The sequence below is a fragment of the Agrobacterium tumefaciens genome (assembly GCF_013318015.2).
In the GTDB taxonomy this organism is placed as follows: Bacteria; Pseudomonadota; Alphaproteobacteria; order Rhizobiales; family Rhizobiaceae; genus Agrobacterium; species Agrobacterium tumefaciens.
The window spans coordinates 254,072-280,821 of the sequence record NZ_CP115842.1; the positions used below are offsets into that span (position 1 = coordinate 254,072).

Consider the following 26,750-nt stretch of genomic DNA (forward strand, 5'->3'; position numbering starts at 1 on the left):
ATCACTTAAATTCTTGCAAATTTTCATTATTTGCAATATTTGCATCATAATAGAATTTTTTGCAAGCGCAGGAGACGACATGAACGATACGCCCGACATAAGCCGCCCGCGCCAGTCGGATATCGCCCAGCGTGCAGGGGTTTCCATCAGCACGGTCTCACGGGTTCTCGCCGGGGAAAAAGGCATCAGCGCATCGATCCAGACCAAGGTTCTGGGCGTGGCGGCGGAACTTGGTTATCCGCTGCGGCCAGTCACCAGCCAGACCGGCGGCATCTCGCTGGAGGGCAAGAAAATCCTCGCCCTCATGTCCGCCGAACGAGCGACCGGCGATATCGGCGCCTTTTATCACGATATTTTCGACATGCTGCGCAGCCTTGCGCAGACAGAGGGTTTCGAACTAGATATCCGGCTGCTGCACCAGAGGCAGATCGACGACGCCCTTACACAGCGGGTCTGCGAGGTCGATGGCCTTCTCGCCATTGGTCTTGACCCCGAAGAGGAGATCATCCACCGCATCACGCAGGGTGTGCTGCAACCGGTTCTCGTCAATAGCGCCGATCCCTCGATGATGCTGGATTGCGTCTCGCCCTCCAATTTTTACGGCGGGGCGATGGCCGCGCGGCGGCTGCTGGAACTGGGGCACCGCAAGGTCGCCTATATCGGTCCGCAACACCGTCACACTATAAGAGAGCGCATGCGGGGCTTTCGGCAGGTTATCATCGAGGAAGAGGGTGCCACCTATGAGGAGTTTCTGCTTTCCACGGCGGATAGCGGCTTCGGGCAGGCCGGTGATGCGGTTCGTCAGCTGCTGGCCAAAAACCCCGATCTGACTGGCATTTTCTGCATGAACGATGCGATCGCGCTCGGCGCGCTGGGAGCAGCACAAGAGCTTGGCCTCGGGGTACCGGACGATCTTTCCATCATCGGCTTCGACGACCTGCCCTTCGCCGAACTTTCCACTCCCCGGCTCAGCACAATCCGGGTAGACCGCCGCGAGATTGCCCGCGAGGCGGTGGAGCTGATGCGCCGCCGGCTGGCGGAGCCATCGGCCAATGCCCGGCAGGTTCAGCTGGGTGTACAGCTTGTGGAAGGACAGACCGCGGGTCGAGCAAAAAAGACGGGAAAGGCGGCGCGCGATGCATAAGCCAGCAAACCATGATCCAATGACCCGCTTCAATCCGCTTTACGGCAATCCACTCAAGACCCGCGCCGACGTCAGACGGGCATTAGACGACAGTTTCGCACCGCTGCTTCCCTATTTCTCAGAGAGCGGAGCAAGAGTGACGCTAAGCGGCACGGCCGCGCATTTCGACCGGGCAGCGGCCGATCTGGAAGGATTTGCGCGACCACTCTGGGGCATCGCGCCGCTTGCGCTCAGCGGCGATGCCTTCGCCCATTGGCCGCTTCTGGCCAGAGGCATCGCCAATGGCACCGATCCCGCCCATGCCGATTACTGGGGCGATGTGCGGCAGAAGGATCAGCGGCTGGTGGAACTGGCCGCCCTCGGCTTTGCGCTTCGGCTTGCGCCGCAACATCTGTGGGAACCCTTGTCCGAAGCGCAAAAGGCGAATGTGCGCCATTATCTTCTGGCGGCGCGCGAGCGCATCTATGCCGACAATAACTGGAAGTTTTTCCGGGTGATGGTCGATGCGGCGCTCGATCATCTCGGTATCGAATTCGACCGGAGCCTCACCGAAACATATCTGAAAGAGCTGGACGGATTTTACATCGCCGACGGCTGGTATCGCGACGGCAACTATCGCCGCATCGACCACTACATCGCCTTCGCCATGCATTTTTACGGGCTGATCTACGCGAAAATCAGCAAACCGGATGATGCATACGCCGAACGTTACCGGGAACGTGCCCGCCTGTTTGCCGGGGATTTCGCAAGCTGGTTCGATGAGGATGGTGGCGCGCTGGCCTTTGGCCGCTCCATGACCTACCGTTTCGCCTGCGGCGGCTTCTGGGGTGCCCTCGCCTTCGCGGATGAGGAAGCGATGCCCTGGGGGGAGATCAAGGGGCTTTATCTGAAACATCTGCGCTGGTGGGCGGGAAAGCCGATTGCCGACCGCGACGGCGTGCTTTCCATCGGTTACGCCTATCCGCAACTGACCATGTCGGAAAGCTATAATTCGGCGGGTTCGCCCTATTGGGCCTTCAAGGCTTTCCTGCCGCTCGCCCTGCCGGAAAGCCACCCCTTCTGGCAGGCGGAGGAAAAGCTGCCAGACACATCCACAAAACCACGGCCGCTCGTTCATCCCGGCATGGTGATGATGCGCAGTAAGAGCAACGTCACGGCGCTGACGAGTGGGCAGGAAAACCTGTCCATGCGCGGCGGGCCGGAGAAATACGCCAAATTCGCCTATTCCTCGCGTTACGCTTTCGGCGTGGAAGTGGACGAGCGCGGTTTCAAGACCAATGGTTTCGACAATATGCTGGCCTTTTCCGAAGATGGCCACCACTACCGGGTGCGCGAAACCAACCGCACTGTGCTCTTGGCTGGCACCAATCTTCGAGCGACTTGGAACCCATTCCCCGATGTCGAGGTCGAAACGACGCTGGTTGCCGCGGGAGAGTGGCATATCCGGTTGCACCGGATTACTTCCGCGCGGCCACTTTTGGTCACCGAAGGCGGCTTTGCGATAAACCGCAACGATGGCGACCGCGATGCGGTGACCGAAGACAGCGGCCGGGCAACGGCCGATTGCGGCACCGACATATCCGCGATCATCGATCTCGGCTCCAGCGCATCCCGCCAGGGCGTGGCGTTGAAGGCGCTGCCCAATACCAATCTCATCAATGCCAAAACCACGGTGCCGCAATTGCGGGGCGACATTCCAGCGGGCAAAACCCTGCTCGCCTGCGCCGTCTTTGTGGGACTGGCGGGACCTGAAAGCGAAACAGCTTTGGCGACAGTTCCCGCACTTCCGGACAGGGAAGCGCTTGACCGCCTGTTTGTTGAGCGCGGTGTTCCGGTAAGCAGCATGGCGGCGGCGGGAGAACCGCAATGATGAGCCCGCGTCCGCGTCTCAGCCTTGCCATGGACCCGGAGCGGACGCAGCATGTGCTGACGCCACAGGCGCTTGAAAAGCTGTCGCAGAGCGTCGACATCCTCGATACCCGGCCGGTCTGCGATTTTCACGACCCAGCTGTGACTGCCCAGTTGGAGAGAACAGATATTCTTCTGACTGGCTGGGGTTGTCCCGAGATCGACATGCGGGAACTGGCAATGATGCCGAACCTTCGGTTGATTTCACATGCCGCCGGGACGGTGAAATACTTCCTGTCCCAGGCAGTTTTCGAACGAAACGTTACGGTGTGCAGCGCGGCCGAGGCGAATGCGCAGCCGGTCGCGGAGTTTACGCTGGCAATGATCCTGCTGTCCGGCAAGCGTACCTTCGGTTTCCGGCGCATCTACGGAGAGGATCGCGCACGGCGAAACGTCGACCGCCTGCAGTCGCAGGTCATCGGCAATCTCGGCCTGACCGTCGGCATTGTCGGGGCGTCACGCATCGGACGTCGGGTCATCAATCTGCTGCAGCCCTTCGATCTCGATCTCATCCTTTTCGACCCGTTTTTAAGCGCGGTGGAGGCACAAAAGCTCGGTGTGCGTCTCGTATCGCTCCGCGAGCTTATGGCGGTAAGCGACGTCATTTCCCTGCACGCGCCATCCCTGCCGCAAACCCGGCATATGATCGGCGCCGATGCGCTTGCCCTGATGAAGGACGGAGCGACCTTGATCAACACGGCCCGCGGCGCGCTAGTGGACGAAGACGCCCTGCTGGCGGAACTGAAAACCGGACGCATAGAGGCCGTCATCGACGTGACCGATCCGGAAGTGCCGTCACCAGAGTCACCTTTCTACAGCCTTCCGAACGTGTTCCTGACGCCGCATATCGCCGGCGCCGTCGGCCTTGAACGCGCCCGGCTCGGCGACATGGCGATTGCCGAGATCGAACGCTTCTGCCGCGCAGAACCATTGCAACAGCAGGTACGTCCGGAACATCTGGAACTGATCGCATGAGAATTTTCGAGCCGGGCCTCTGCTCTGTCACCTTCAGGTCCATGACGCCGCAGGCCGTGATTAACCTTGCCGTTGCAAATGGCATCAAGGCGATAGAATGGGGTGCCGATATCCATGTGCCACCTGGCGACTTAGAAAATGCAAGGGATGTGGCGGCGCGTACGGTGAAAGCCGGTCTTACCGTCTCTTCCTACGGATCCTACATTTTCGCACCGGATTTTGCGCCGGAGGATGTGACCGCAGTTCTGGAAACCGCGAAAGCGCTCGGCACCGGCCATATCCGCATCTGGCCCGGCAGCCGCAAACGCCCATCCGCGGATTATTCACCAGAGGAACGCCGTGCGGCAACCGACGCGTTGGCGGCACTTGCCCGGCGGGCAGACGACTACGGAATGACAATCGGCCTCGAATATCACCCCAATTCGCTGACCGACACGCTGCCCTCGGCCTTGCAGCTCATGCAGGATTTGCCGATGCCTAACCTGTTCTTTTACTGGCAGCCAGCCCCAGGTCTACCGCTGGATGACGCCCTTGCGGAAATATCCGCGCTCGGCTCGCGCATCTGCCACCTGCACGTCTTCGCTTGGCTCGCCGATGCCAGCCGCCTGCCGCTCGGCGAGCGCGCGGACTATTGGCGGGCTTGCGTTGATGCCTTGCCAGCAAGCGACTGGATAGAACCGGCTTATGCGATGCTGGAGTTCGTCAAAGGTGACAACGTCGCCCAGTTCTCGGAAGATGCGGCGGTGCTGAGCGAGATTCTCGCCCGCTCTTAGAACCGCTTGTTTTTTATCGAAAACCGACGCGGCGGACTAAAATTCGCTATCCATCACAACCGCCCACTGCCCTCATCCCTGTACCCCCTATAGGGAACCAGCCAGCCCAAGTCTTTGGGCTGATTGATTTCATCGCCGCGCAGACGCGTCAGCTGGACTCCTGTGACAAGCACAGGAATAAGGGAAGGTCTGTTCCTCCCCCCGGTTTTTCCTCTTATATTCGCCGCCCATCCGCCCCGAACAGATGCGTCTTCGCCAGATCAAACGCAAAGGGAATGGTCTCGCCGATGCGGATATGGCGCTGGCCGTCCAGCAGCAGGGTAGCGGGCTGGCCATCTGGGGTGCTGGTATAAACCACCGTCGAGCCGCCGAGATGTTCAACGAGCTGGATGGACGCATCGCCAAGCGAGGCCGATTGCGCCTGTGGGTTTACGTGTTCGGGACGAATGCCGAAAGTGAGTGGCTCGCCTTCCTCAGCCGCGACCGGCTTTTCGAGCAGAATGCGCTGGCCGGCGACCTCGATGGTACGGTTGGAGCTGTCGCCTGAAGCCACTTTCGCGGAAAGGAAGTTCATCTTTGGCGAACCGATGAAACCCGCCACAAACTGGTTGGCCGGATTGTTGTAGAGATCAAGCGGGCGGCCGACCTGCATGATGCGGCCGTCACGCAGGACCACGATCTTGTCGGCCATCGTCATGGCCTCCACCTGGTCATGCGTCACATAGATCATGGTGCTGCCGAGCGTCTGGTGCAGCTTGGCAATTTCGACACGCATCTGCACGCGCAGTTCCGCATCAAGGTTGGACAGGGGTTCATCGAACAAAAAGATTTTCGGCTCGCGGACGATAGCCCGACCGATGGCGACACGCTGGCGCTGGCCGCCAGAAAGCGCCTTCGGCTTGCGCTGTAACAACGGACCGATCTGCAGGATATCGGCAGCTTTCTGCACCCGCGCCTCGACTTCCGGTTTCTTGTAACCCGCCGTCTCCAGCCCAAAAGCGAGGTTCTTGTAAACGCTCATATGCGGATAAAGCGCATAGGACTGGAACACCATGGCGATACCGCGCTTGGAAGCGGCTGTTTCGTTGACCCTTTCGCCATCGATGCGAAGATCACCCTCGGAGATTTCCTCCAGACCGGCGATCATGCGCAGAAGCGTAGATTTGCCGCAGCCCGAGGGGCCGACGAAAACGGTGAACTCGCCCGGCTCGATCTTGAGATCGATGCCGTGGACGACCGGAAAGGCGCCGAACCGCTTGACGATTTTTTCCAGAGTAATGCTGCTTGCCATGCTGTTTCTCCCGACCGTCGCGCTGCAGACAAGGCAGCCGCGACGGTGTTGATGTTCTGCAATTCGTTTTCGGTCCCGTTTCGTCCGTTCAGCGTTTCATTCCGGTGGTAGCGATGCCTTCAATCAGCAGCCGCTGGAAGAACAGGAAGAACAGGAAGACCGGTACCAGCGACAGGTTGGACATGGCGAAAAGCGACGTCCAATCCGAGCTGCCGGTGGAATCCACGAAGGATCTGAGGCCGAGCTGCACGGTGTAGGTGTTGATGTCGTTCAGATAGATCAACGGACCGAAGAAATCGTCCCAGGTCCAGATAAAGGAAAAGATCGCGGCCGTTGCCAGAACCGGCAGAGAGAGGGGCAGCATGATCTTCCAGTAAATGCGGAAGGGCGAGCAACCGTCCATCACCGCTGCCTCATCCAGCTCACGCGGAATACCCCGGAAGAACTGCACCATCAGGAAGATGAAGAAGGCGTCGGTTGCCAGATATTTCGGCACAATCAGCGGCAGCGACGTATTCACCCAACCCATTTCCAGAAACAGGATATATTGCGGGATGAGCACAACGTGATAGGGCAGCATCAAGGTGCCGAGCATCAGCGCGAACCAGAAATTGCGCCCACCGAACCGCAGGCGGGCGAAAGCGAAGGCGGCAAGTGAGCAGCCAACGACGTTGCCGATGGTGGCGAGCACCGAGATGAAGAACGAGTTCCAGAAGAATTGCCCGAAACTGACTTGGAGCCCGGTCCAGCCGCGAATATAGCCGCCGAAATCAACCGACGAAGGAATGAGCGAAGAGGAACCGAACAGCTCGTCCTGCGGGCGGAACGAACCCGAAATCATCCACAGGATCGGATAAAGCATCGCAAAGGAGGCAAGGATCAGCACCGCATGCAGCAAAACCGACATTAGCGGTGAGCGTTGCGGGCCTTGTCCCGGCCGGGGAGCGGTAACAGCGTCAGTCATCGTAATGCACCCAGTATTTCGCGCTGAGGAACGAGAAGGCCGTGAACAGCGCGATGATGATCACGAGAATCCAGGCAAGCGCCGAGGCATATCCCATGCGGAAGAAACCGAAGGCTTCCTGGTAGAGATAGAGCGTGTAGAACAGCGTCGAGTTGATCGGCCCGCCCGTGCCTTCGGAAATGATGAAGGCGGGCGTGAAGGCCTTGAAGGCATCGATCGTCTGGATCACGGCGTTGAAGAAGATCACCGGCGTCAACAGCGGCAGCGTAATGCGGAAGAACTGCCGCATCTTGCTCGCGCCGTCGATATCGGCGGCCTCGTACATATCCTGCGGGATTTGCCGGAGCCCTGCGAGGAAGATGATCATTGGCGAGCCGAACTGCCAGACGGACAGGATCACCAGCGTGTAGAGCGAGTAGTCCGGATTGGAAATCCAGCTCGGCCCCTCATAACCGAAAACCTGCCACAGGACCATGTTGACGAGGCCATCTGACGCGAAAAGCTGCCGCCAGAGAACAGCGATCGCCACGCTGGAACCGAGCAGCGACGGCAGATAGAAGATCGCCCGGTAAAGCGTGAGCCCCTTTATGCCGCGATTGAAGGCGAGCGCCACCAGCAGTGCAAAAATCAGCTTCAACGGCACCGAAAGCAGCACATAGGTAAAGGTGACCTGCATGGCGGCTGCGAATTTAGGGTCGGCAGTGGCGATGCGCACATAATTGGCCGCCCCCACCCAGTCCGGGGATTGAAGCAGGTCATAATTGGTGAAGGACAGATAAAGCGACACCAGCGCAGGCCCGAGGGTAAGACCGAAGAAACCGATCAGCCACGGCAGGAGAAACAGGTATGCGTGAACGTTGCGGTCCAAAAGCCGCTTCACGCCTGCCCGCTTCGGGAGAGCCGCGCCACGGCTCTCCTCCACGAGAGTTTCAGATCGAAAGGCCATCTGCCATCACTTCCGTTTAATGACGGTTTCGGATTCCTTGACGAGCCGGTCACCACCCTCAGCCGCCGAAATCTTGCCAAAGCCGATCTCTTCCGCTGTACGTTTCAGGACGAAGGCGAATTCGCCTGCACCCGGAGGGGGTGCCGGCGGCAGATCGCCAACGCCGGGGGTAATCGCGGCAATATATTCCACCATGCTCTTGCTGACGGCATCGAGCTTGGCGGTCAGCGCGTTACGCATCGCTTCCGATGCCGGAACGCCGCGCTCAACACCCAGAACATCGACGCCCTGTGGTTCGGCAACGAGAAAGTTGATGAAACCGACCGCCTGCTCGATGCCGGCACTGCCATTGGCGACGCTGATGAGCATGGATGGTTTCAGGTAGTGACCGGAAGGACCATCCTTCTTGCTTTTCGGATAGGAGGTCATAGCCAGCTTGGCTTTGTTGAGCGCCTGATAACCGACAAACTGGTTGGAATGGGCAAATGCCGTTGCCGCCTTGCCCGTCGTCAGCGCGTTGGTTTCAATATTCAACTGGTCGAGCGCCTGAATATCGGCCGGCACGCATGCACCGCTCTTGCGCAAATCCGCCCACATGGTGAACCATTTGGTCGCGTCGGTCGGATCAAAACCGATACCGCCATCCTGTGTGTAGAGTGATTTGCCGTTCTGACGCAGCCAGTTCTCGAAGCTCGGCTCGACGCCGCTGGCATCGGCCGTGGCGTAATAGCCGGGCTTGGGCTTGTTCTTGCTGAGCTTGGCGGCGTTTTCGGCAAACTCTTCCCAGGTCTGCCCGATCGCTGGCGGGGTCGCGCCGGATTTTTCCCAAGCCGCCTTGTCGAAGAAGACAGCGCTGGAATTCACGCCAAGATTAACCCCGTAAAGCTTGCCGTCGACCCGACCGGAGTCGATGTTCATCTTGCCGAAATCTTCTATCTTCAGGCCCTTGCCAATATAGTCATCAAGGGGAGCAAGGGCGCCGCGCCGGCCATATTCGAAGATGTAGCGATAATCCATCTGGATCAGATCAGGCGCGTTGCGGCCTGCCACCTGCGTGGCAAGGCGCGGCCAGTAGTCGCTCCAGCCGGCAAATTCCCCGGCAATATCGAGATCCGGCTTGATTTGCTTATATGCGGCGATCGCCTTGTTGGTGCGATCCGCACGCTCCTGCGATCCCCACCACAACATACGCAGCCGCGCGGCCTGAGCCTGCGCCGAACCACCTCCCAATGTTGCGAGTGAAAGGGCCGCAAGCCCTGCTGAAAGCACACTTCTCCTGTGAAGCATCACGGGCATTGGCAACTCCTCCCTAATTGACTGCCAAATTGATGATGGGGGTAAACGACTATTGCCGTTTTATAACTAATTGGTTACATGGGAACACCGATCGCCAACATTGTCAAGCGGGTGCTAAGATGGACGAAACGACGAAAAACCAGCTGCCCGATCCGGCCGTCGAGGAAACGCCTGCCCCCAAGCGCAAACGCGGGGCGGCACAGGTGCGAAACCCGGAGAGAACACGCGCCGCCATTCTTGAAGCCGCCCGCCGCGAGGTGGCCGCGAAGGGCTTGGCGGGCGCGAGAATCGATGTCGTGGCGCGGCGCGCCGGCACCAACAAGCGGATGATCTACCATTATTTTGGCGACAAGGACGCGCTTTATCTCGCCGTTCTGGAGGACGCCTATCGCCATATCCGCCACACCGAACGGCGGCTGGACCTGACCCGCAAGGCGCCTTCGGAAGGCTTGCGGGAACTCGCGCTTTTCACCTGGCATTATTTTCTGGATCACCCGGAATTTCTGAGCATTCTCGCAACAGAAAACCTCAACAAAGCCCGTTATCTCAGGCAATCCGCTACGATTGCGGCGATGCATTCGAACTTCATCTCCGAGCTTGAGGACGTGCTGCGGCGCGGCCGCGATACTGGCGAATTCCGTGACGGTCTCGATCCGATCGACGTCTATCTGACGATCGCCTCGCTCGGCGCCTTTTATCTTTCGAACCGATTCACGCTGTCGACGATCTTCCAGCGCGACCTGACCGACCCCGCCGAACTTGAACGCTGGGGCCAGCATATCGTCGATACCCTGCTTGCTGCGGTGCGGCCGGTCTGAGCCGTAAAAACCGAATTTCCCTTTAACAACAGCGACGACGCGCCATTCGCATCCGCGAAGCGCGTCGTTTCCTTTTGCGGCGCGGCACAAACCCGTGATTTCTGCCGCCGCAAGTGCATGTGAATTTCCTGCCAAAAACACCTTGACAGATCGCATCCTTCACGACCACAAATAACCAAATGGTTACAAATTGCCATGTTTGACGGAAGCGGCTTTCGGGAAAAGGCCGCCTTGGGAGGAAATTCATGAAACGTATCGGCGTCATCATGCACGGCATCACCGGCCGCATGGGTTACAACCAGCACCTCGTGCGCTCCGTTCTCGCCATTCGCGATCAGGGCGGCGTGGTTTTGAAGAGCGGCGAAAAGGTCATGCTCGACCCCATTCTGGTCGGCCGAAACGGTGCGAAAATCGAGGAAATCGCTAAAAAGCACAATGTCGCGCGCTGGACGACCGACATCGACGCCGCCCTTGCGAACCCGGATGACACGCTTTTCTTCGACGCCGGCACGACGCAGATGCGTGGCAGCCTGCTCGAAAAAGCCATCAAGGCGGGCAAGAACGTCTATTGCGAAAAGCCGATTTCCGACAGCGTGGCAGAGGCGCTGGCAATTGCCAGACTGGCCGAAAGCGCCGGCATCAAACACGGCGTGGTGCAGGACAAGCTGTTCCTGCCCGGCCTTCGCAAGCTGGCGATGCTGCGTGACAGCGGCTTTTTCGGCAAGATCCTCTCGGTGCGCGGCGAGTTCGGCTATTGGGTTTTCGAAGGCGATTGGCAGCCGGCGCAGCGTCCTTCGTGGAATTACCGCCTAAAGGATGGCGGCGGTATCATCCTCGATATGCTGTGCCACTGGCGTTATGTGCTCGATAATCTATTCGGACCGGTGAAATCCGTAAGTTGCCTCGGCGCCACCCATATCCCCGAGCGTTTCGATGAACAGGGCCACGCCTATGCGGCGGATGCCGACGATGCCGCCTACGCCACCTTCGAGCTGGAAGGCGGCGCCATCGCCCATATCAACTCTTCCTGGGCGGTGCGTGTGCGCCGCGATGATCTCGTCACGTTTCAGGTTGATGGCACGCATGGTTCGGCCGTGGCGGGTCTCACTAAATGCTGGACCCAGCACCGCACCAATACGCCGAAACCGGTGTGGAACCCTGACCAGCCCCAGACCATCGATTTCTACAAGACCTGGCAGGAAGTGCCTGACAACGTCACTTATGACAACGGTTTCAAGGCGCAGTGGGAAATGTTCGTGCGTCACCTCGTCGACAACGACCCATGGCCCTATGGGCTGATGGAGGGCGTGAAGGGCGTGCAATTGGCCGAACTGGGGCTGAGATCATGGAAGGAACGCCGCTGGCTCGACGTTCCCGCACTTTCCTGAGGAGGCGACAGTGAGCGAACTCAAGCTTCCAAAGGACGACCGCAGCATCGAGGTCTACAGGCTATCAGGCGCGCCGGTCGCCATTGAGAAACGAAGTGCGGCGGATTTCAATCGTGTCGCCTTCGCCGCCGCCCATGTGGTGGCCGATCCCCTCGCCGACAACGATCCATGGTTGACGCCCGCCATCGACTGGGACGCTACCCTGCGCTTCCGCCACCGCCTTTGGGACCTCGGCCTGGGTGTTGCGGAGGCCATGGATACGGCCCAGCGCGGCATGGGACTGGCGTGGCCGCAGGCGCAGGAACTGATCTCCCGTTCGCTGAAGGAAGCGGCCACCCGCAAGGATGCGCTGATCGCCTGCGGCGTCGGCACGGATCATCTTGAGGGCGGCGGATATGACCTGAACCAGATTATCGACTCCTACCTGGAACAGCTTGATTTTGTTCAGGGAGAAGGCGGGCGCGTGATCCTGATGGCAAGCCGGGCGCTCACCGCTGCCGCCCGCTCCCCGGACGATTATCTCAAGGCCTATGCCAGGGTCCTTTCCCGTGCCGAGAACAAGGTGGTTATCCACTGGCTGGGAGAAATGTTCGATCCTGCGCTTGAGGGCTACTGGGGTGCCCGCGACCATATGGCGGCGATGGACACCTGCCTTGCCATGATCGAGGAGAATGCAGACAAGATCGACGGCATCAAGATTTCGCTTCTATCCAAGGAAAAGGAAATCGTCATGCGCCGTCGCCTGCCCGCTGGTGTTCGCATGTATACCGGCGACGACTTCAATTATGCCGAGCTGATCGCCGGTGACGAAAAAGGTCATTCGGACGCGTTGCTCGGCATTTTCGATGCCATTGCTCCGGCGGCATCCAAGGCGCTCGCCAGCCTGAAGCGCGGTGCGGATAATGAATTCTTCGACATTCTGGAGCCAACGGTGGCGCTTTCACGCCATATCTTCAAGGCGCCGACCCGCTTTTACAAAACCGGCGTGGTGTTTCTCGCCTATCTCAACGGCTTGCAGGACCATTTCACCATGGTTGGCGGGCAGGAAAGCGCCCGCTCCACGCGGCATTTCGCCGAGCTTTTCCGGCTGGCGGACAAGGCCAATGTGCTTGCCGAACCGGATGTGGCGACGCATCGCATGAAGCAGTTTCTGGCTGTCAGAGGCATTGGTTAAGCGCGAGAGCGAAGGTGGCTGGAGGCCTTCGCAAAAGGGAGGAGTACCGTTATGGGCGTTGAGGGCCTTTCAATAAATTTTGCCACCGTGCGGCAGGGACGTTCCTTCGGGGCAATCGTGGATGCATGCCTTGCGCATGGCATCACCACCATCTCGCCCTGGCGCGAGCAGGTTCACGCTGCAGGCCTTGCTGAAGCAGCACGCATTGTCGAGCAGAACGGCCTTCGTCTCAGCGGCCATTGCCGGGGCGGCTTTTTCCCCGCCCCCGATGCAGAAGGCCGCAGCCGCGCCATTGAGGACAATAAACGCGCCGTGGACGAAGCCGCCGCCATGAAGGCAGATTGCCTGGTGCTTGTCGTGGGCGGCCTGCCCGCGGGTTCTCGAGACTTGAAAGGTGCACGGCAGATGGTGGAGGACGGCATGGCCGAACTTCTTCCCTATGCGAGGGCAGCCGGCGTGCCGCTCGCCATTGAACCGTTGCATCCCTTTTATGCCGCCGACCGCGCCTGCTTCAACACTTTGAAACAGTCGCTCGACCTCTGCGACCGGCTGGGTGCCGGAACCGGTGTGGCCATCGACGTCTATCACGTCTGGTGGGACCCGGAGCTGGAGGAACAGGTGGCGCGCGCCGGGCGAAACGGGCAGATACTGGCACACCATATCTGCGACTGGCTGGTGCCGACCACCGATCCGCTCAACGATCGCGGCATGATGGGCGATGGCGTGATTGACCTGAAGGCATTTCGCGCCATGATCGAGGCCGCCGGCTTTTCCGGTCCGCAGGAAGTCGAGATTTTTTCGCATCGTTGGCAGGCACGCCCGGTGGACGAGGTTCTGTCCACCGTCGTCGAGCGTTTTAAAACCGTTTGTTGATTGGGTTCGGGAGTAAGGAAATGCCTGAAAGGGTGAAACGCAAACGTTATGCACTGGTCGGCACCGGCAATCGTGGCACCACCATGTGGGGGCGCGAACTTCTGGCCGGGTGGAGCGACTATGTCGAACTGGTCGGCATTTGCGACCTGAACCTGATGCGCGCAGAACGGGCCCGCGCCATGATGGGGTCGGCCGCTCCGCTTTACGACGACTTCGACCGGATGATGGCCGAGCAACGCCCGGAACTGGTAATCGTCTGCACGCCCGACGATACTCATGACGACATCATTATCCGCGCGCTCGAGGGCGGTGCCGATGTCATCAGCGAAAAACCCATGACCACCACCCCGGAAAAGATTGACCGCATCCGCGCGGCGGAGGCCGAAAGCGGCCGCCGCGTCGACGTTTCCTTCAATTATCGCTTTTCGCCGACGGCGGCGCGCATCAAGGAGCTGATCGACGACGGCGCGATCGGCACCGTTACCTCGGTAGATTTCCACTGGTATCTCGATAACCAGCACGGTGCGGATTATTTCCGCCGCTGGCACGCTTTCACCGAACATTCAGGCAGCCTGTTCGTCCACAAGGCCACACACCACTTCGATCTTCTGAATTGGTATCTCGATTCCGACCCGGTGGAAGTGAAGGGCTTTGGGCAATTGCTGCATTATGGCAAGAACGGACCGTTCCGGGGAACGCGCTGTCGTACCTGTCCGCACAAGGACGAGTGCGACTATTTCATGGATCTCGGGGCCGACCCGTTCCTGGACGCGCTTTACGAGGACCCGTCGACTGTGGATGGCTATATGCGTGACGCCTGCGTCTTTCGCGAGGAGATCGACATCCCCGACACGATGAGTGCCTCGATTCGCTATGCGAACGGCGTGCAGGTCTCCTATTCGCTCAATACCTATATGCCGATCGAGGGACACCACATCGCGTTTAACGGCCATAAAGGACGCATCGAGATGCGCCAATATGAAAAGCAGCCGTGGACTGAGCCCCCAGCCGACGAAATACTGCTGGTAAAAAGTTTCGGTGGCGGTGTCGAGCGTATCTGGGTGCCGCATGAGCCGGGCGGCCATTATGGCGGCGACAATCGCATGCGCGACATGATCTTCAAGCCCGGTTCGAACGACCGGCTGCGGCAGCGGGCGGGTTCGCGCGCCGGCGCCATGTCCGTGCTCTGCGGCGTAGCCGCATTGAAAAGCGCCCGCGAGGGTGGTGCAGCGGCGGTGAAATCCCTGCCCATCTAGATATTTTCGGCCTGCGGTGCTTTCAACGTCGGTCCGCAGGCCGCAATTGCCAAAAAAGAACGGATAACATTCTGCAGATTACGCGCTTCCTCCATACCGGTAAAACGACGATCGGGGGAAGAAAGAGTTAATCATGTCCAGTTTCGAATCCTTCATTCCGCTCATCATCATCGGCACCAGCCTGATCCTTTTTTTCAAATGGGTGGGGCGTGATATGAACAGGGAAGAGAAAAAACCGAAATCGCGCCGCTGACGCAGGAAGAGACATCGGAACCGACAAGTGCAATCGCCAGATGGCGCATTTTTCCGCATCGGCCCATTGCAAAATCAAAAATTGAGGCTATATTCGGCAAATCGACAATTGCTTGTGACGTCGCTCCTGGGACTCTACGTTCCCGTCGGATTTCCTCTCAAATAATCGATCTAATTCCGCAAGGTATCGCGGAAACCAACAACGATTACTACGAAAGGAAATCGTTATGAACACTGGTACTGTAAAGTGGTTCAACGCCACCAAGGGCTTCGGCTTCATTCAGCCTGACAACGGCGGCACGGACGTTTTCGTTCACATTTCGGCTGTTGAGCGCGCAGGTCTGCGTTCGCTGAACGACGGCCAGAAGATCACCTACGACATCGTGCAGGACCGCAAGTCCGGCAAGAGCTCCGCTGACAACCTTCGCGCAGCTTGATTTGTCATCGGCCCCGCTGGCTACGCATGTACCAGCAGTGGCGCTGAGTGATTGTGAGAGGTCGGGTTAAATCCCGGCCTTTTGTTTTTTTGGCCATGGGGAGGCTCTCATGCGCAAAAATCCTTATCGTTCCGGCGATGCTATCTTTCTGAAGGCGGGCGTACTTGGGGCCAACCAGCCCAAAGGTCCAGGCCGGGTCGTAACGGCTCTGCCAGAGACACAACAAGGTGCGGTTCGCTACAGGGTGCGTTTCCAGCACGAGAACTTCGAACGTAATATAGCGCTCGATGAAATCGATGTGGCTGCGTCTTCATCGCGGCCCGTGGAAATCGAAGGCTCGTCTTCGCGCGTTGCGGGATCGAGCTGGATCAATTCGAATACGATCAGAATCAAAAAATAGCAGCGATGGCTGCGTTAAGGAGATAAGTTGCAGGTACTCGTCAGGGATAACAATGTAGAGCAAGCCCTCCGCGTCTTGAAAAAGAGGATGCAGCGCGAGGGTATCTTCCGTGAGATGCGCGCACGGGAATCTTACGAAAAGCCGTCGGAAAAGCGTATCCGCGAAGAAGCCGAAGCTGTGCGCCGCCACCGCAAGATGGCGAAGAAAAAATTGCAGCGCGAGGGATTGCTTCCTGCTCCCAAAAAGGTTGCCCGCGCTCGATAACTGTCAATTCGCTCCGCAAAGGAGAATGCCATGACCGCGACTAAAGAGGCTGTTTTCAAACCCGGAAAGCTGTCCTCGCAGGACAAGGCATCCATAACGGACAAGGCGGCGAAACAGATCATAACCGCCGAATCCGACCAGCGCGCCAAGAAGACGGAACGGCTTCGCCAACTTCGCGAAGCTCAGGAGGCGGCAATCGCCGCCCCTCCACCCACCCGCACCAAAAAGTCATCCGGCAAGAAATAACCCGGTTGCACTTTTTGACGTCGTCTTTCCGAAAAACTTCTTGAACCTGATACGCAACAGGCGCACGCTTCGCCTGTCAGCAATCCGCTGAAGAGTGCTGGTGTTTGAGGGCAGAGTGTCCTCGCCCCCAAACGAAAGGAGGACGAGATGTCTTCCGACTTTTATTCATCAAGCCTTTCACGGAACCTCGTCCGCACCGGCGGTTTGGGTTACCGGGAAAACGCATCGCTTCGCCTGCTTCTCAGTGCCGCCGAAGAAACAGCAATGCGCCTGGATCAGGATCGCGGCGCATCCTCCGGCTTTGCGGCGTTTCCTGATTTTGGCCTCCAGCCCGACATGGTGCGGAGAACCTTCTACGCAGGGCGTATCCGCCTCTCCAAACCGACCCTTCCCTTCGGGAAACTTCCGCTTAACGGACTGCCTTTCCCCTGACGATGAAACCGCCCCGCAGCCTGCCTGCGGCGCGCGATCATGCCCCGGACCACACAATATCCAATATCAGTTCAATACCAGGAGGACACCATGGCCAAGGGTCAAGTACGCAGCAACAAAGAAGTCCGCAAACCGAAGAAGGACAAGACGAAAGCTCCGGCTGCGGCACCAGCTGCCGGCACGCAGGTCAAGTTCGCAAACTCCACAACTGCGGATGGCAAGAAGAAGTAGGATTGTTCCGGACAGCCCGCTCATAACAGCGCGACGCCCCGGCACGAATTGCCAAACCGCGACCCGATACACAAAGGGTCGCGACAAATAAAACATGTAATGGAAATGCGGACTTGTTTTGGCCACATTGCTCTTCTATAAGGTTCATACAGCAACTGCTGGTGAGCGCAAAATATGTCGTTCGCAGTTGTTTCCGTCGCTTTAGACTTTTGACCACGGATGTACTGGCACTGGTGTTAATGGCGATATGAGGAAGGTCGGTGCAATATTGCCCCGGCCTTTTTTGTTGTCTGCCCTGGTGAGATAAAGAATGTCGCCGCACCGGTCACATACTCGTCAAGGGCTGTGGAATTAACTTGCCTATTGCGCGCAAAGAGCGCACCCTTCCCCATCGGTACTTAAAGGGCGTTACCGCCGTCAGGCATCCTTGCCGTCTCAAGCCCCATTTGCACATGCCTCCCTTCTACAGCGCCCCGTGCGGAATTTCCCAGGGCGCGTTGAGGCACATGCCCCCCGAAAACCGGCAACGGTCATCGACCGCACCGGCGTATCGTTTCAAAGCGTTGGAGCGTCCCGTGCAGCCTTTTAAGGGCGCGCGCGAGGCTTCGGCTTTCTGAACCAGTAAGAAAAGAGGCCATCATGTCTTCTGCGCCCCGTAACTGCCTGATCTCCTCTCAAGATCTCGAAATGCTCCAATTGGTCCTCGAGAGCATCGGTTTTAATCACCTCTCCGACGATGATGACAAAAAGCTCCATAACAGAGCCGCCCGCAAGGTTATTGAATTATATCAGGATGGCTTGACCGATCCGGCAGACCTCACCGACGAAATGCGTTTCCTGTTCGGCGTGCAGAAACACGACCGCATCAAGCCGTGGAAGCCGCTCCCCCGATATGCAATCCAGGGCCTGCCACTGCTTTACCACCGCCATTGAGGGGAGAGAGCAGATGCGCGAATATATCATGGTCAGCACCGGCCTGTGGCTGGGGCTATTTCTGACCTGGTACCTCGTCACCATGTACGATACGGCGGATAGCGTCTTTACGGCGAACACCGTTCCGTCACTACCGCTGCTGCTGACATCGGCCGAATGCGAGACCCAGTTCGGCATTCTTTTTTCGATGACCGAAAAGCTTTTGAAGGCAGGCGGGCCGATAGTTCCCGACGACTTGCGAAAGAACATAGAGCATTGCATTTCTTCCGATGAGGCAAGCCGCCTGAAACTCAAAGACAATCAACTTATCCGGCTTTTCCCCTGAAGCGCCTCCCGAAGCGGACGGTGTTCGCCAAAATCACTGGTAACAATAATGACTTGGCAAATGAGATATATCAGGAGAAACTGATTTAGTCGGACATCAGTCCGAGAGTTTGCGTCTGCGTGGAGGGTGAGTATGACGTATGACTGGAGCGGCCGCAGAATGCGCCGCATGCGTGCCGCGAAACTGACGATCATCAGTCTCGTCGCGGCCTTTGTTATCACGGCTCCAATCTTTGCGCATTACTGAAGCCCGCAGCGACAAGACGCGATCACACCGGTTGCCCGACCCCTGCCCGCTTTCTCAGGCGACCTTTGAGCCATGTCTGCACTGGCTGATCAAAATGGACTGTCAGGTACCATGACAGACACGTCGTCCCTATCAGGAAAGCGACACCGACCGGCAAAGCGATGTTTTCCCTATCAACGGCAGGCACCAGAAAATCCGTCCAGGCCAGCAGCGGAATATGCAGCACATAGACGGCGTAGGAAGCTGTGCCGAGAAACGTCGACAAGATTCCCACCCTGCGACCCGGCACTATCCTGCTGGCTACGAACAATACCGTCGGCCAGACGAGCAGAACCACCGCGAGATCAAAGAAGGGCCGAAGCTCACGCGAAATTGGCACGGCGAGGATGACGCAGACCAGCATAAGACAGAGGGCCGCCTGGATGGGCTTCAGCTCGGTTATGCGATTGCGGAAGCGGTAAACCAGCACGCCTGCGAAAAACGAGAAAAACACCCTTCCCATGCCGGCATACATTTCGTGCCATCGAAACCCCGCATGCAACTTCCCAAACTCAGCAGCCGCCACGACAAGGACGCAGGCGCTGACAGCCAGCACCACGATAGTCTGTTTCGTAGTCGCCCGCACACCCCACCGGCCATAAACCGCATTCACCACCAGCTCGTTGAAAAGCGACCATGCCGGGCTCACCAGAAACAATGCGCCGTTCAATGTAAGCGTGAAGGGTGCCGGAACAAAAAGAAGCCCGGTCAACAACGCGATCGCCAGCTCACCGGGATTGATGTGGCGATGAAGATCATCGATCGGCGTCGGCAGGCCCAACAGGTAGAGGCAGATGAAATAGGACGCCATCAACGCCAGCCCCAGCCCATACAGTGGATAAAGTCGCGCAAGGCGCGCCTTCATGAAGAAGCCTGGCGTAATCGCCCCTTCGCGCAGTTTCATGCTGTAGGCATGCGCCAGCACAAAACCGCTCAAGGCGAAGAACAAATCGACGGCGAGATAGCTCGAAGCGTCGTCTCTCCCGAAAAACTGTTCGGCATGGCGATGCACGATGAAGAGCGCAGCTACGCCCCTTATGCCATCGAGCAATATGAAGCGTTCCGGGGAAGACTGGACCATGGGCGTTGATGCTCGACAGGACTGGATTATAATTACTTCACGAAAACGAGGTTTACAGCGCAGCGGTTCATCGCATCCAGTCAAAAACTGTTCAACGTCAAACATACCCCGAATTCTTATGGGCACTTCCCCATGAGCCACGCTCTTTCGCAGCCGTCAAAGGCATGCTACGTCCGAATGCCATCGATGCTTTGACCTTCTGACTCTGTGTACCACGCCTCGCAAAAACCGGTTTCGATTTTAGCAAGTGTCCTGGGCGCAAATTCAAACGGGTTGTTCGGCGGCAAACAACTTTCGCGGAGTCCCACCATGTCCACCATCGCCGACCGTATTAAAAAAATCATCGTTGACCAGCTTGGCGCAGATCCCGGCACGGTTGTCGATGACGCCAATTTTGTCGACGATCTCGGTGCCGATTCCCTCGAAGTGGTTCAGGTTGTCATGGAAATCGAGGAAGAATTCGGAGTGGAAATCCCCGATTCGGCCGCAAGCACAATCCTGACCGTTGGCGACGCCATCCGCTTCATCGAAAAAAACAAGGCTTGACCGGCAGCGGCGGGATATCAACCCGCCGACAGGGCCGCAACAGGATCGAGGTTCGATGCGTTGCGGGCCGGCAGATAGCCGAAAACGACGCCTATCAGTGTCGAGCAGACGAAGGCAGCAATGATCGACACCGTGGAATAGACCATGGCGAAATTGCTGCTGAAGGCGGAGAAAAGCGCCCCGAAGCCGAAGCTGCCCAAAATTCCCAGCGTTCCGCCGATGATGCAGACGAGCACTGCCTCGATCAGGAACTGGCGCAGTATGTCACTGCGCCGTGCGCCGACTGCCATGCGCACGCCGATTTCCGATACACGTTCGGAAACGGAAACGAGCATGATGTTCATCACCCCTATGCCGCCGACCAGAAGCGAAATCACCGCGATCGCCGCAACCAGCAGCGTCATGGTCTGCGTTGTACTGGTGATGGTCTGGCGAATATCGTCAGTGTTGAGAATGTAGAAATCCCGCGTTCCATGCCGCTGGGTGAGAAGAACCGTCACCGCCTGTTCGGCAATTGCGGCGTCAATATCGTCACTCACCTGCACCGTGATGCTGCGCAGCGACAGGCTGCCGAGAAAGCGTGACTGGACGGCAGTATAGGGCAGATAAAGTGAAAGGTTCTGGCTTGAACCGAAACCGCCCTGCTGCGCCTGCGTGATGCCGACGATGCGGGCCGGCACCTTGCCGATGAGGATGACCTGACCGATGGGGCTGCCGTCGAAATCCGCAAACAACGATTTGCGGGTGTTCTCATCAATCACCACCTCCTGGGCTTTCTGCGCGACGCTTGCGGCATCGAAAAAGCGCCCTTGTGACAGCTTCGTGCCCTTGGCGACGAAATACCGCTCGCTGACACCATTCACAAGCGCATTTGCCTCCTTCGCGCCGAAACGCACCGTACTGGAGGTCGAGACCGTGGGCGTCACAGCCGCGACATAGGATTGTTTGGCAAGTGCCTCGGCGTCGGAGACGACCAGCGTGGTGATCTTGCCCGACCTTATGTCGCCAAAATCCTTGCCCGCGAAGATTTCCAGCGTGTTGGTGCCGAGGCTTGAGATATTCTGCAGCACGCGCTGCTGTGACCCCTGCCCCAGCGCCACGACGCTGATGACCGATGCGATGCCGATGATGATACCGAGCATGGTGAGAAAGCTGCGCAGCTTGTGCGCCTGCATCGACAGGAGCGCCATGCGCAATGCCTCCCGCAGCGAGGATACGAGACCAGCGAGACTGGAGGCCCCGCCGGAAACCATAGAGGGTTTGGCGTCATCCGTCCGAACCGGCGCGGCATCCGCCCTGCGGTCGGAAATGATGGCGCCGTCGCTGATTTCGACGATCCGTTCGGCACGTCGTGCAATTGACATATCGTGCGTGACGATAATGACAGTGCGCCCTTCGGCATGCAGCTCGTCGAGGATGCGCAACACCTCGTCGCCGCTCGCGCTGTCGAGCGCACCGGTCGGCTCGTCGGCAAGAATGATTTCGGCATCGTTCATAAGGGCGCGCGCGATGGAAACGCGTTGCTGCTGGCCGCCGGAAAGCTGGCCCGGACGATGATCGAGGCGGTCCGCCATGCCAAGGCGACCGAGCAACCTGGCGGCATCGCTCCTGCGATCGCTTTGTGACTTTCCGGCGTAGATCGCCGGAATTTCGACATTGCCGAGCGCTGTCAGTTCGACAAGCAGATGGTAACGCTGGAAAATAAAACCGAGGTTTTCTCGCCGCAATTCCGAAAGCTGGTCTGCATCGAGATTGCCCGTCTGCCGCCCCCTGATGCTGTAGCTCCCTGAGGTCGGCCGGTCGAGGCAACCGAGAATATTCATCAGCGTCGACTTGCCCGATCCGGAAGCGCCGACGACCGCCACCATCTCGCCGGCCTCGATGATGAGGTCGATATTCTTGAGTACGGTAATCGTACCTTCACCGGACGGATAATCCCGCCGCACGGATTTAAGGCAAATCAGAGGATCAGCCATTGTTCAAAAACCCATCGGCGGGCCACCAGGCCCCGGCACGGCGTTTTTGGTGGTGTCGATGGAAAGTTCGCCGGTCACCACGCGCTCGTTCTCGGCAAGGCCGGAACGCACTTCCGCCGTTACCTTGTCGTTCAGACCGATCTGGACCCTGCGTTCGGAAATTCTGCCATCGGTGTCTACCACACGCACGGCATAGTCATCGTTGGCGCCTTTGCTACCAAGGGCCGCCGCCGGAACGGTTAGCACGTCCTTGGCTTCACCAAGGACGATATGGACCTCCGCCGTCATATAGGTGCGCAACTTGCCGTCCGGGTTCGGCACTTCGAACACGCCATTATAATAGATCGCCTCCGACGACGAGGTGCTGGAAGAGGACGATGTGGTCGAGGAAGACGTCGAGGAGCTGAAGCTGGAGTCGCTGCGCACTGATTCAGGCGCCGGTTCAATGGACGTAAGCGTCGCGTCGTAACGCTGTTGCGGCTCACCCAGCACCGTGAAGTAAACTGGCAAACTGGCTTTTACGCGCGTCACATCTGCTTCGGAAATTTCCGTGCGCACCGTCATCCGGTCAAGCTGGCCTAGGATCACGATTGTCGGCGCGGACTGCGTGGCGTTGACGGTCTGCCCTTCCTGACTGACGATAGACAGAACAGTGCCTTCGATGGGCGCGGTGATCCTCGTATAGCCGAGATTGGCCTTTGCCGTTTCGACAGCGACCTGCGCCTCCTCGATCTGGGCGTCGATCGCTTCGATCTGCGCCTGGGTGACTGCGAGCGCTGCAGTGGCGCTTTCGAAATCCGCACGGGAGGCGGCATTTTTCGACACCATTTCCTGTTGGCGGACAAGGCTCTGGCGGTTGAGAACAAGTGTCGCCTGCTTTTCCACCCGCTGCGCCTTCACGTTGGCAAGCGCTGCCAGCGCCGTGCGCAGGCTGTTATTCTGGGTAACGGAATCGACCTCGGCAATGAGATCGCCCGCCTTGACCGTATCTCCAAGTGCGACCTTGACGGCGGTGATGCGACCGGAGGCCTGCGCGCCGACGGCGACCAGACGAACGGGTTTGAGCGTTCCAGTCGCCAGAACAGTCTGCTCGATATCACCGCGCTTCACAGACGAGGTGATATAACCGGGCGTTGCGGCCCGCGTATATTGTGACGAAAACCAGTAGCCACCCAGGGCGAGCGCGACAACCGTCAGCGCCACACCTGCTTTGCGAGCCATTTTCATCGTCCTGTCCTGTCCGGCCGGTCTACTCAAAAGAAGAAACCGACCTCATGCCGTGTTTCACAAGGATGAAGCCGTTGTCTGCTTCGATCCATTCATAGGCGGCAACAGACTTTCTGGCGGATGCCTTGCGGCAGGTGTTGTGACGACGCTTGCCGTGTGCATTTTCGCGCCGTTCCTTGGCACAGACGGGTTGGTGCCACTGTTCGTCCTGCCGGAATTTCGCCGCCGGATCTCGCACCGGCCTGTCACTGGCCGCAGCGACCGACCAGACGAAGCTCAAACCAAAAACCGTCGCCAGCATCAGGTAGAAATATCTCATCATCATCTTCTCGCTTGAAAATCACGCGGGGGATCGCAGGCGAGCGATCCCCCGGCTTCAGCCGTTTCCGGCTGATTTCCTCCTTTGCTGGGGGGCTATTAAAGGAGGAAACTTTGAAGAGTGGCGTCAGCCCCGCTCTGCCTGAGGCAGCGGCGGCATCATGTCGCCATGCGGAGGCTCGATACGACCGTCTCGTGCACGGCCATCATGCGGGACGGGAGGCGGAGGCGGCATCAATGCGCGTTCGAGTTGAGCAAGCTTCTGCACCTGCTGCGGCGAAAGTTTCGGTTTCAGCGTAGCCGCTGCGTCCTGAAGTGCTTTAGCCTGTTCTGCCTTTTTCATTGTGATGCCGGCCAGTTCCTCACCGGCAAGACGCGGCTCTAGCCCCGTCGCACCCGGTCCCTTCGGCGGCAATGGCTTGAGTTCCGAAGTGGGCAAAACAAGATCGATCAGCGCAGTGGCATAGGCGCGCCACGGACCAAGCTGTTCAGGTGTGACGCCGAGATAGATTTCCGCTGCCGATAGTTTCGTCGCCAACCCCAATATATCCGGGCCCAATATATCCGGCCCCATCATATCCGGGCGTAGCATCTCAGGCCCGGCCATCTTGCGGCCATGCGGCAGCCTTTGCTCCGGACCACTATTCGAACCGAAGTCAGGACTGGCCAGCGGCGGCACGGCCTGTTCCGATGCCTGCGGCACTGGTTCACCCTGCTCCGCAGCCCGGGAGGTGGCCGAAGCGCCAAGAACAGTTGTCACGACGACGGCGGTGGCGATTAGAGCGTTTCTCATCTTACCTTCCTTTTCGTTTTCCAACCTGAGAAGACGATAGGAGCTAAGCGTTTCCGGCTTTGGTCCGAATGTTGCGGGTCTTGTTCCACGCGCGGCCTATTTGTAACCGAATGTTGCCAGAGCGGCCGCAGCAAGCTTTCGTTGCAAAAATCCGCCGTTTCTTTGCGCCGCTTATGTATAGTGGCATCAAAAGGTTGGACGATATGGCGACAGTTTCGGTGACACATATTTTGATCGTGGATGATGATCCGGAGATACGCACATTGCTCGCGAAATATCTCGGCTCGCAGGGGTTTCGCGTTTCGATGGCAGCCGACAAGCGTGAGTTCGAAGAACAGTTCGCCTGCTCCGATCCGGATCTCATCGTGCTCGACGTGATGCTGCCGGATGGTTCCGGCCTCGATATCTGCCGCGATCTCCAAGGCCGCCGGCCGCGCACGCCCGTCATTCTCCTGACAGCGCTCAAGGAGGATGTCGACCGGATCGTCGGGCTGGAAATCGGCGCCGACGACTATCTTGGCAAACCCTTCAATCCGCGAGAACTGACGGCGCGGATCAAGGCCGTGCTGCGCCGCGCAGTACCTCAGGAAGTACCTCGCGGCTCATCCACCGCTTATGGTTTTGCGGACTTCACCGCCGATCCGGAACAGCGCTCCGTCATCCACGCCAGCGGTGAGAGGATCGAGCTGACGGGGGCGGAGTTCGATCTGCTGAAAGTCTTCCTCGACAGGCCCGGCCGGCTTCTTTCCCGCGATCAGCTGCTCGATCTTACGCAGGGCAAGGACCGGGGACCGTTCGACCGCTCCGTCGACGTGTTGATGAGCCGGTTGCGCAAGAAGCTCGAAACCGATGCCCGGGCTCCGATCTTCAAGACCGTTCGCAATGGCGGTTACCAGATGACGGTTCAGGTCAGAACCCTGCCGGTGCATCGATGAGCTCGCTCAGAAACCGTATCGCCGCACTGTTGATCGTCTCCATCATCGCGGTCATCGCGCTTGCAACTGTGGTGGCAGATCAGACATTGCAGCCGCCGCCGCCAGATGCCACCATCGAGCCCGTTGCCCGCAGCCTTGCCTTTGCCGTGACCATGGCCGAACGCGACCCCTCGCTGCAACAACCCCGCTATTTCCGCATCGAACAGAAGCCGCCTGAAGGTGATCTCGATGGAATGCTTTCGGAGTTTCTAGAAAAGGCCCTTGCACAGGTTGGCGAGCCGCGCACCGCAATTGTGATCCGCGCGCCAGGAAGTAGTGCCCCGGTGGCGGCTATAGCGCTGGAAAAAAGCGGATGGCTGGTCGCGGAAATTCCGCATATGGGTCCTCCCCCGGGCGGCTGGAAGATTTTCGGCATGTGGATCGGGCTGATCATTCTTGGCAGTGCTGCTGTTTCCATCTTTGCTGCCAGAAAGATCACCCGCCCCCTCGACATGCTGGAAAACGCCGCTGCAAGCATCGGACCCGATGGTTCGCTACCCCATTTGTCGGAAACAGGTCCGGGTGAAATCCGCGCCACGGCGCGGGCCTTGAACGAACTCGCCCGCCGCCTGAAGGCGGCAATGGAAAGCCGAATGCGCCTCGTCGCAGCCGCTGGCCATGACTTGAGAACCCCAATGACCCGCATGCGCCTGCGGGCAGAATTCATCGAAAACGACGAAGAGCGGGGCAAATGGCTGGCGGACCTCGAGGAACTGAACGCCATCGCGGATAGCGCCATTCTGCTTGTGCGCGAGGAAGTGAGCCAGGATACCGTCAAGATGATCGATATCGGCAGGCTTCTCGGCGAAATCGTCAGCGAACTTTCTGATCTCGGTTACGCTGATACCCTCGACTTTATGAAACCGGAAGCCGCCATGATCATCAAGGCCGCTCCGCTTGCGCTTAAAAGAGCCTTGCGCAACCTCATCCTCAATGCCGTCACCCATGGCAAAACGGCACGGATCGATCTAACCGAGGACGAGAGCGAGGTCGTCGTTACAATCCGTGATGAAGGCCCTGGCATTCCGCAGGAACTGATCGGCCGGGTTTTCGAGCCCTTCTTTCGGGTCGATCTCGGGCGGCGAAAGTCGATCCCTGGTGTGGGGTTGGGTCTTGCCATCGCCAGGGAAATCATCGAGCGCTTCGGTGGCACGATCACCATCGCGAACCACAAAAAACAGGGCCTGATCCAGACGGTGATCTTGGCAAAAGTGGCATGATCTC

General features: G+C 58.6%; 29 protein-coding genes. 20 read left to right on the top strand and 9 right to left on the bottom strand.

Going from position 1 to position 26,750, the window contains the following annotated elements; genetic code table 11:
* Positions 1 to 79: 79 nt before the first annotated feature.
* From G6L97_RS14750 to G6L97_RS14765, 4 genes are read left to right on the top strand one after another with little or no spacing between them, the layout of a single operon-like run.
* A complete protein-coding gene (locus G6L97_RS14750; RefSeq protein ID WP_003517845.1) occupies positions 80 to 1,144 on the top strand; it encodes a LacI family DNA-binding transcriptional regulator in 1,065 nt (354 codons plus the stop codon).
* Positions 1,137 to 3,014, top strand: coding sequence for a DUF2264 domain-containing protein (locus G6L97_RS14755; RefSeq protein WP_019566452.1), 1,878 nt, complete (start codon positions 1,137 to 1,139; stop codon positions 3,012 to 3,014). Before G6L97_RS14750 ends, G6L97_RS14755 begins: the two co-directional genes overlap by 8 nt.
* On the top strand, positions 3,011 to 4,027 hold the full coding sequence (locus G6L97_RS14760) for a hydroxyacid dehydrogenase (RefSeq protein ID WP_038493786.1): 1,017 nt from the start codon (positions 3,011 to 3,013) through the stop codon (positions 4,025 to 4,027). The genes G6L97_RS14755 and G6L97_RS14760 overlap by 4 nt, the downstream gene beginning before the upstream one ends.
* Positions 4,024 to 4,800, top strand: a complete 777-nt coding sequence (locus G6L97_RS14765; RefSeq protein ID WP_038493790.1) for a sugar phosphate isomerase/epimerase family protein — start codon at positions 4,024 to 4,026, stop codon at positions 4,798 to 4,800. Before G6L97_RS14760 ends, G6L97_RS14765 begins: the two co-directional genes overlap by 4 nt.
* A gap of 214 nt (positions 4,801 to 5,014) precedes the next feature.
* Here G6L97_RS14765 and G6L97_RS14770 read toward each other — a convergent pair whose 3' ends face one another.
* The 4 genes from G6L97_RS14770 to G6L97_RS14785 form a co-directional block, all read right to left on the bottom strand.
* Positions 5,015 to 6,091: an ABC transporter ATP-binding protein gene (locus G6L97_RS14770; RefSeq protein WP_003517850.1), complete on the bottom strand. Its 1,077-nt coding sequence runs from the start codon at positions 6,089 to 6,091 to the stop codon at positions 5,015 to 5,017.
* 88 nt (positions 6,092 to 6,179) lie between these two features.
* Positions 6,180 to 7,055, bottom strand: a complete 876-nt coding sequence (locus G6L97_RS14775; RefSeq protein ID WP_025595962.1) for a carbohydrate ABC transporter permease — start codon at positions 7,053 to 7,055, stop codon at positions 6,180 to 6,182.
* Positions 7,048 to 8,001: a carbohydrate ABC transporter permease gene (locus tag G6L97_RS14780; protein ID WP_003517854.1), complete on the bottom strand. Its 954-nt coding sequence runs from the start codon at positions 7,999 to 8,001 to the stop codon at positions 7,048 to 7,050. Before G6L97_RS14780 ends, G6L97_RS14775 begins: the two co-directional genes overlap by 8 nt.
* A 6-nt stretch (positions 8,002 to 8,007) precedes the next feature.
* Positions 8,008 to 9,297 (bottom strand): ABC transporter substrate-binding protein, encoded by a 1,290-nt coding sequence (locus G6L97_RS14785; protein WP_174003194.1) that lies wholly within the window; start codon positions 9,295 to 9,297, stop codon positions 8,008 to 8,010.
* A 119-nt stretch (positions 9,298 to 9,416) separates the two neighbouring features.
* On the opposite strand from G6L97_RS14785, the gene G6L97_RS14790 reads away from it, so the two are divergent.
* The 13 genes from G6L97_RS14790 (at position 9,417) to G6L97_RS14850 (ending at position 18,326) form a co-directional block, all read left to right on the top strand.
* On the top strand, positions 9,417 to 10,115 hold the full coding sequence (locus G6L97_RS14790) for a TetR/AcrR family transcriptional regulator (protein ID WP_003517856.1): 699 nt from the start codon (positions 9,417 to 9,419) through the stop codon (positions 10,113 to 10,115).
* Positions 10,116 to 10,360: 245 nt separating this feature from the next.
* The gene (locus G6L97_RS14795) at positions 10,361 to 11,503 is read left to right on the top strand and encodes a Gfo/Idh/MocA family protein (protein WP_003517858.1); all 1,143 of its coding nucleotides are present in this window, start codon (positions 10,361 to 10,363) and stop codon (positions 11,501 to 11,503) included.
* A 10-nt stretch (positions 11,504 to 11,513) separates the two neighbouring features.
* Positions 11,514 to 12,677 carry a dihydrodipicolinate synthase family protein gene (locus G6L97_RS14800; RefSeq protein WP_019566457.1) on the top strand — a complete coding sequence of 388 codons (1,164 nt, stop codon included), beginning with the start codon at positions 11,514 to 11,516 and terminating at the stop codon, positions 12,675 to 12,677.
* 51 nt (positions 12,678 to 12,728) lie between these two features.
* Positions 12,729 to 13,550: a sugar phosphate isomerase/epimerase family protein gene (locus tag G6L97_RS14805; protein ID WP_013761396.1), complete on the top strand. Its 822-nt coding sequence runs from the start codon at positions 12,729 to 12,731 to the stop codon at positions 13,548 to 13,550.
* A gap of 20 nt (positions 13,551 to 13,570) precedes the next feature.
* A complete protein-coding gene (locus G6L97_RS14810; RefSeq protein WP_019566458.1) occupies positions 13,571 to 14,806 on the top strand; it encodes a Gfo/Idh/MocA family protein in 1,236 nt (411 codons plus the stop codon).
* 479 nt (positions 14,807 to 15,285) lie between these two features.
* The gene (locus G6L97_RS14815; protein ID WP_003517872.1) at positions 15,286 to 15,495 is read left to right on the top strand and encodes a cold-shock protein; all 210 of its coding nucleotides are present in this window, start codon (positions 15,286 to 15,288) and stop codon (positions 15,493 to 15,495) included.
* 109 nt (positions 15,496 to 15,604) lie between these two features.
* Complete coding sequence (locus G6L97_RS14820; protein ID WP_003517874.1) at positions 15,605 to 15,895, top strand: hypothetical protein; 291 nt, start codon at positions 15,605 to 15,607, stop codon at positions 15,893 to 15,895.
* Between the two features lie 27 nt (positions 15,896 to 15,922).
* Positions 15,923 to 16,159 carry a 30S ribosomal protein S21 gene (gene rpsU, locus G6L97_RS14825; protein ID WP_003517876.1) on the top strand — a complete coding sequence of 79 codons (237 nt, stop codon included), beginning with the start codon at positions 15,923 to 15,925 and terminating at the stop codon, positions 16,157 to 16,159.
* 30 nt (positions 16,160 to 16,189) lie between these two features.
* On the top strand, positions 16,190 to 16,405 hold the full coding sequence (locus G6L97_RS14830; RefSeq protein ID WP_003517878.1) for a hypothetical protein: 216 nt from the start codon (positions 16,190 to 16,192) through the stop codon (positions 16,403 to 16,405).
* Positions 16,406 to 16,552: 147 nt separating this feature from the next.
* The gene (locus tag G6L97_RS14835; protein ID WP_003517879.1) at positions 16,553 to 16,837 is read left to right on the top strand and encodes a hypothetical protein; all 285 of its coding nucleotides are present in this window, start codon (positions 16,553 to 16,555) and stop codon (positions 16,835 to 16,837) included.
* Positions 16,838 to 16,927: 90 nt separating this feature from the next.
* Positions 16,928 to 17,068, top strand: a complete 141-nt coding sequence (locus G6L97_RS14840; protein WP_003517881.1) for a hypothetical protein — start codon at positions 16,928 to 16,930, stop codon at positions 17,066 to 17,068.
* A 639-nt stretch (positions 17,069 to 17,707) separates the two neighbouring features.
* Positions 17,708 to 18,001 (top strand): hypothetical protein, encoded by a 294-nt coding sequence (locus tag G6L97_RS14845; RefSeq protein WP_013761399.1) that lies wholly within the window; start codon positions 17,708 to 17,710, stop codon positions 17,999 to 18,001.
* A 13-nt stretch (positions 18,002 to 18,014) separates the two neighbouring features.
* Positions 18,015 to 18,326, top strand: a complete 312-nt coding sequence (locus tag G6L97_RS14850) for a hypothetical protein (RefSeq protein ID WP_003517885.1) — start codon at positions 18,015 to 18,017, stop codon at positions 18,324 to 18,326.
* A 268-nt stretch (positions 18,327 to 18,594) separates the two neighbouring features.
* Here G6L97_RS14850 and G6L97_RS14855 read toward each other — a convergent pair whose 3' ends face one another.
* On the bottom strand, positions 18,595 to 19,692 hold the full coding sequence (locus tag G6L97_RS14855; protein ID WP_041694625.1) for an acyltransferase family protein: 1,098 nt from the start codon (positions 19,690 to 19,692) through the stop codon (positions 18,595 to 18,597).
* Between the two features lie 309 nt (positions 19,693 to 20,001).
* Here G6L97_RS14855 and G6L97_RS14860 point away from each other — a divergent pair, with 309 nt between their 5' ends.
* On the top strand, positions 20,002 to 20,238 hold the full coding sequence (locus tag G6L97_RS14860; protein ID WP_003517889.1) for an acyl carrier protein: 237 nt from the start codon (positions 20,002 to 20,004) through the stop codon (positions 20,236 to 20,238).
* 17 nt (positions 20,239 to 20,255) lie between these two features.
* Here G6L97_RS14860 and G6L97_RS14865 read toward each other — a convergent pair whose 3' ends face one another.
* From G6L97_RS14865 to G6L97_RS14880, 4 genes are all read right to left on the bottom strand, one after another.
* Positions 20,256 to 22,214, bottom strand: a complete 1,959-nt coding sequence (locus tag G6L97_RS14865; RefSeq protein ID WP_174003197.1) for a MacB family efflux pump subunit — start codon at positions 22,212 to 22,214, stop codon at positions 20,256 to 20,258.
* A 3-nt stretch (positions 22,215 to 22,217) separates the two neighbouring features.
* A complete protein-coding gene (locus G6L97_RS14870) occupies positions 22,218 to 23,441 on the bottom strand; it encodes an efflux RND transporter periplasmic adaptor subunit (protein ID WP_127966341.1) in 1,224 nt (407 codons plus the stop codon).
* Between the two features lie 22 nt (positions 23,442 to 23,463).
* Positions 23,464 to 23,760, bottom strand: coding sequence for a hypothetical protein (locus G6L97_RS14875; protein WP_127966340.1), 297 nt, complete (start codon positions 23,758 to 23,760; stop codon positions 23,464 to 23,466).
* A 126-nt stretch (positions 23,761 to 23,886) separates the two neighbouring features.
* Positions 23,887 to 24,552 carry a hypothetical protein gene (locus G6L97_RS14880; protein ID WP_174003200.1) on the bottom strand — a complete coding sequence of 222 codons (666 nt, stop codon included), beginning with the start codon at positions 24,550 to 24,552 and terminating at the stop codon, positions 23,887 to 23,889.
* Positions 24,553 to 24,755: 203 nt separating this feature from the next.
* Between G6L97_RS14880 and G6L97_RS14885 the strand changes: the two genes are divergently transcribed.
* Both G6L97_RS14885 and G6L97_RS14890 read left to right on the top strand, forming a co-directional pair.
* The gene (locus G6L97_RS14885; RefSeq protein WP_211391350.1) at positions 24,756 to 25,487 is read left to right on the top strand and encodes a response regulator; all 732 of its coding nucleotides are present in this window, start codon (positions 24,756 to 24,758) and stop codon (positions 25,485 to 25,487) included.
* Positions 25,484 to 26,746: an ATP-binding protein gene (locus G6L97_RS14890; protein WP_111789576.1), complete on the top strand. Its 1,263-nt coding sequence runs from the start codon at positions 25,484 to 25,486 to the stop codon at positions 26,744 to 26,746. Before G6L97_RS14885 ends, G6L97_RS14890 begins: the two co-directional genes overlap by 4 nt.
* Positions 26,747 to 26,750 lie beyond the last annotated feature (4 nt).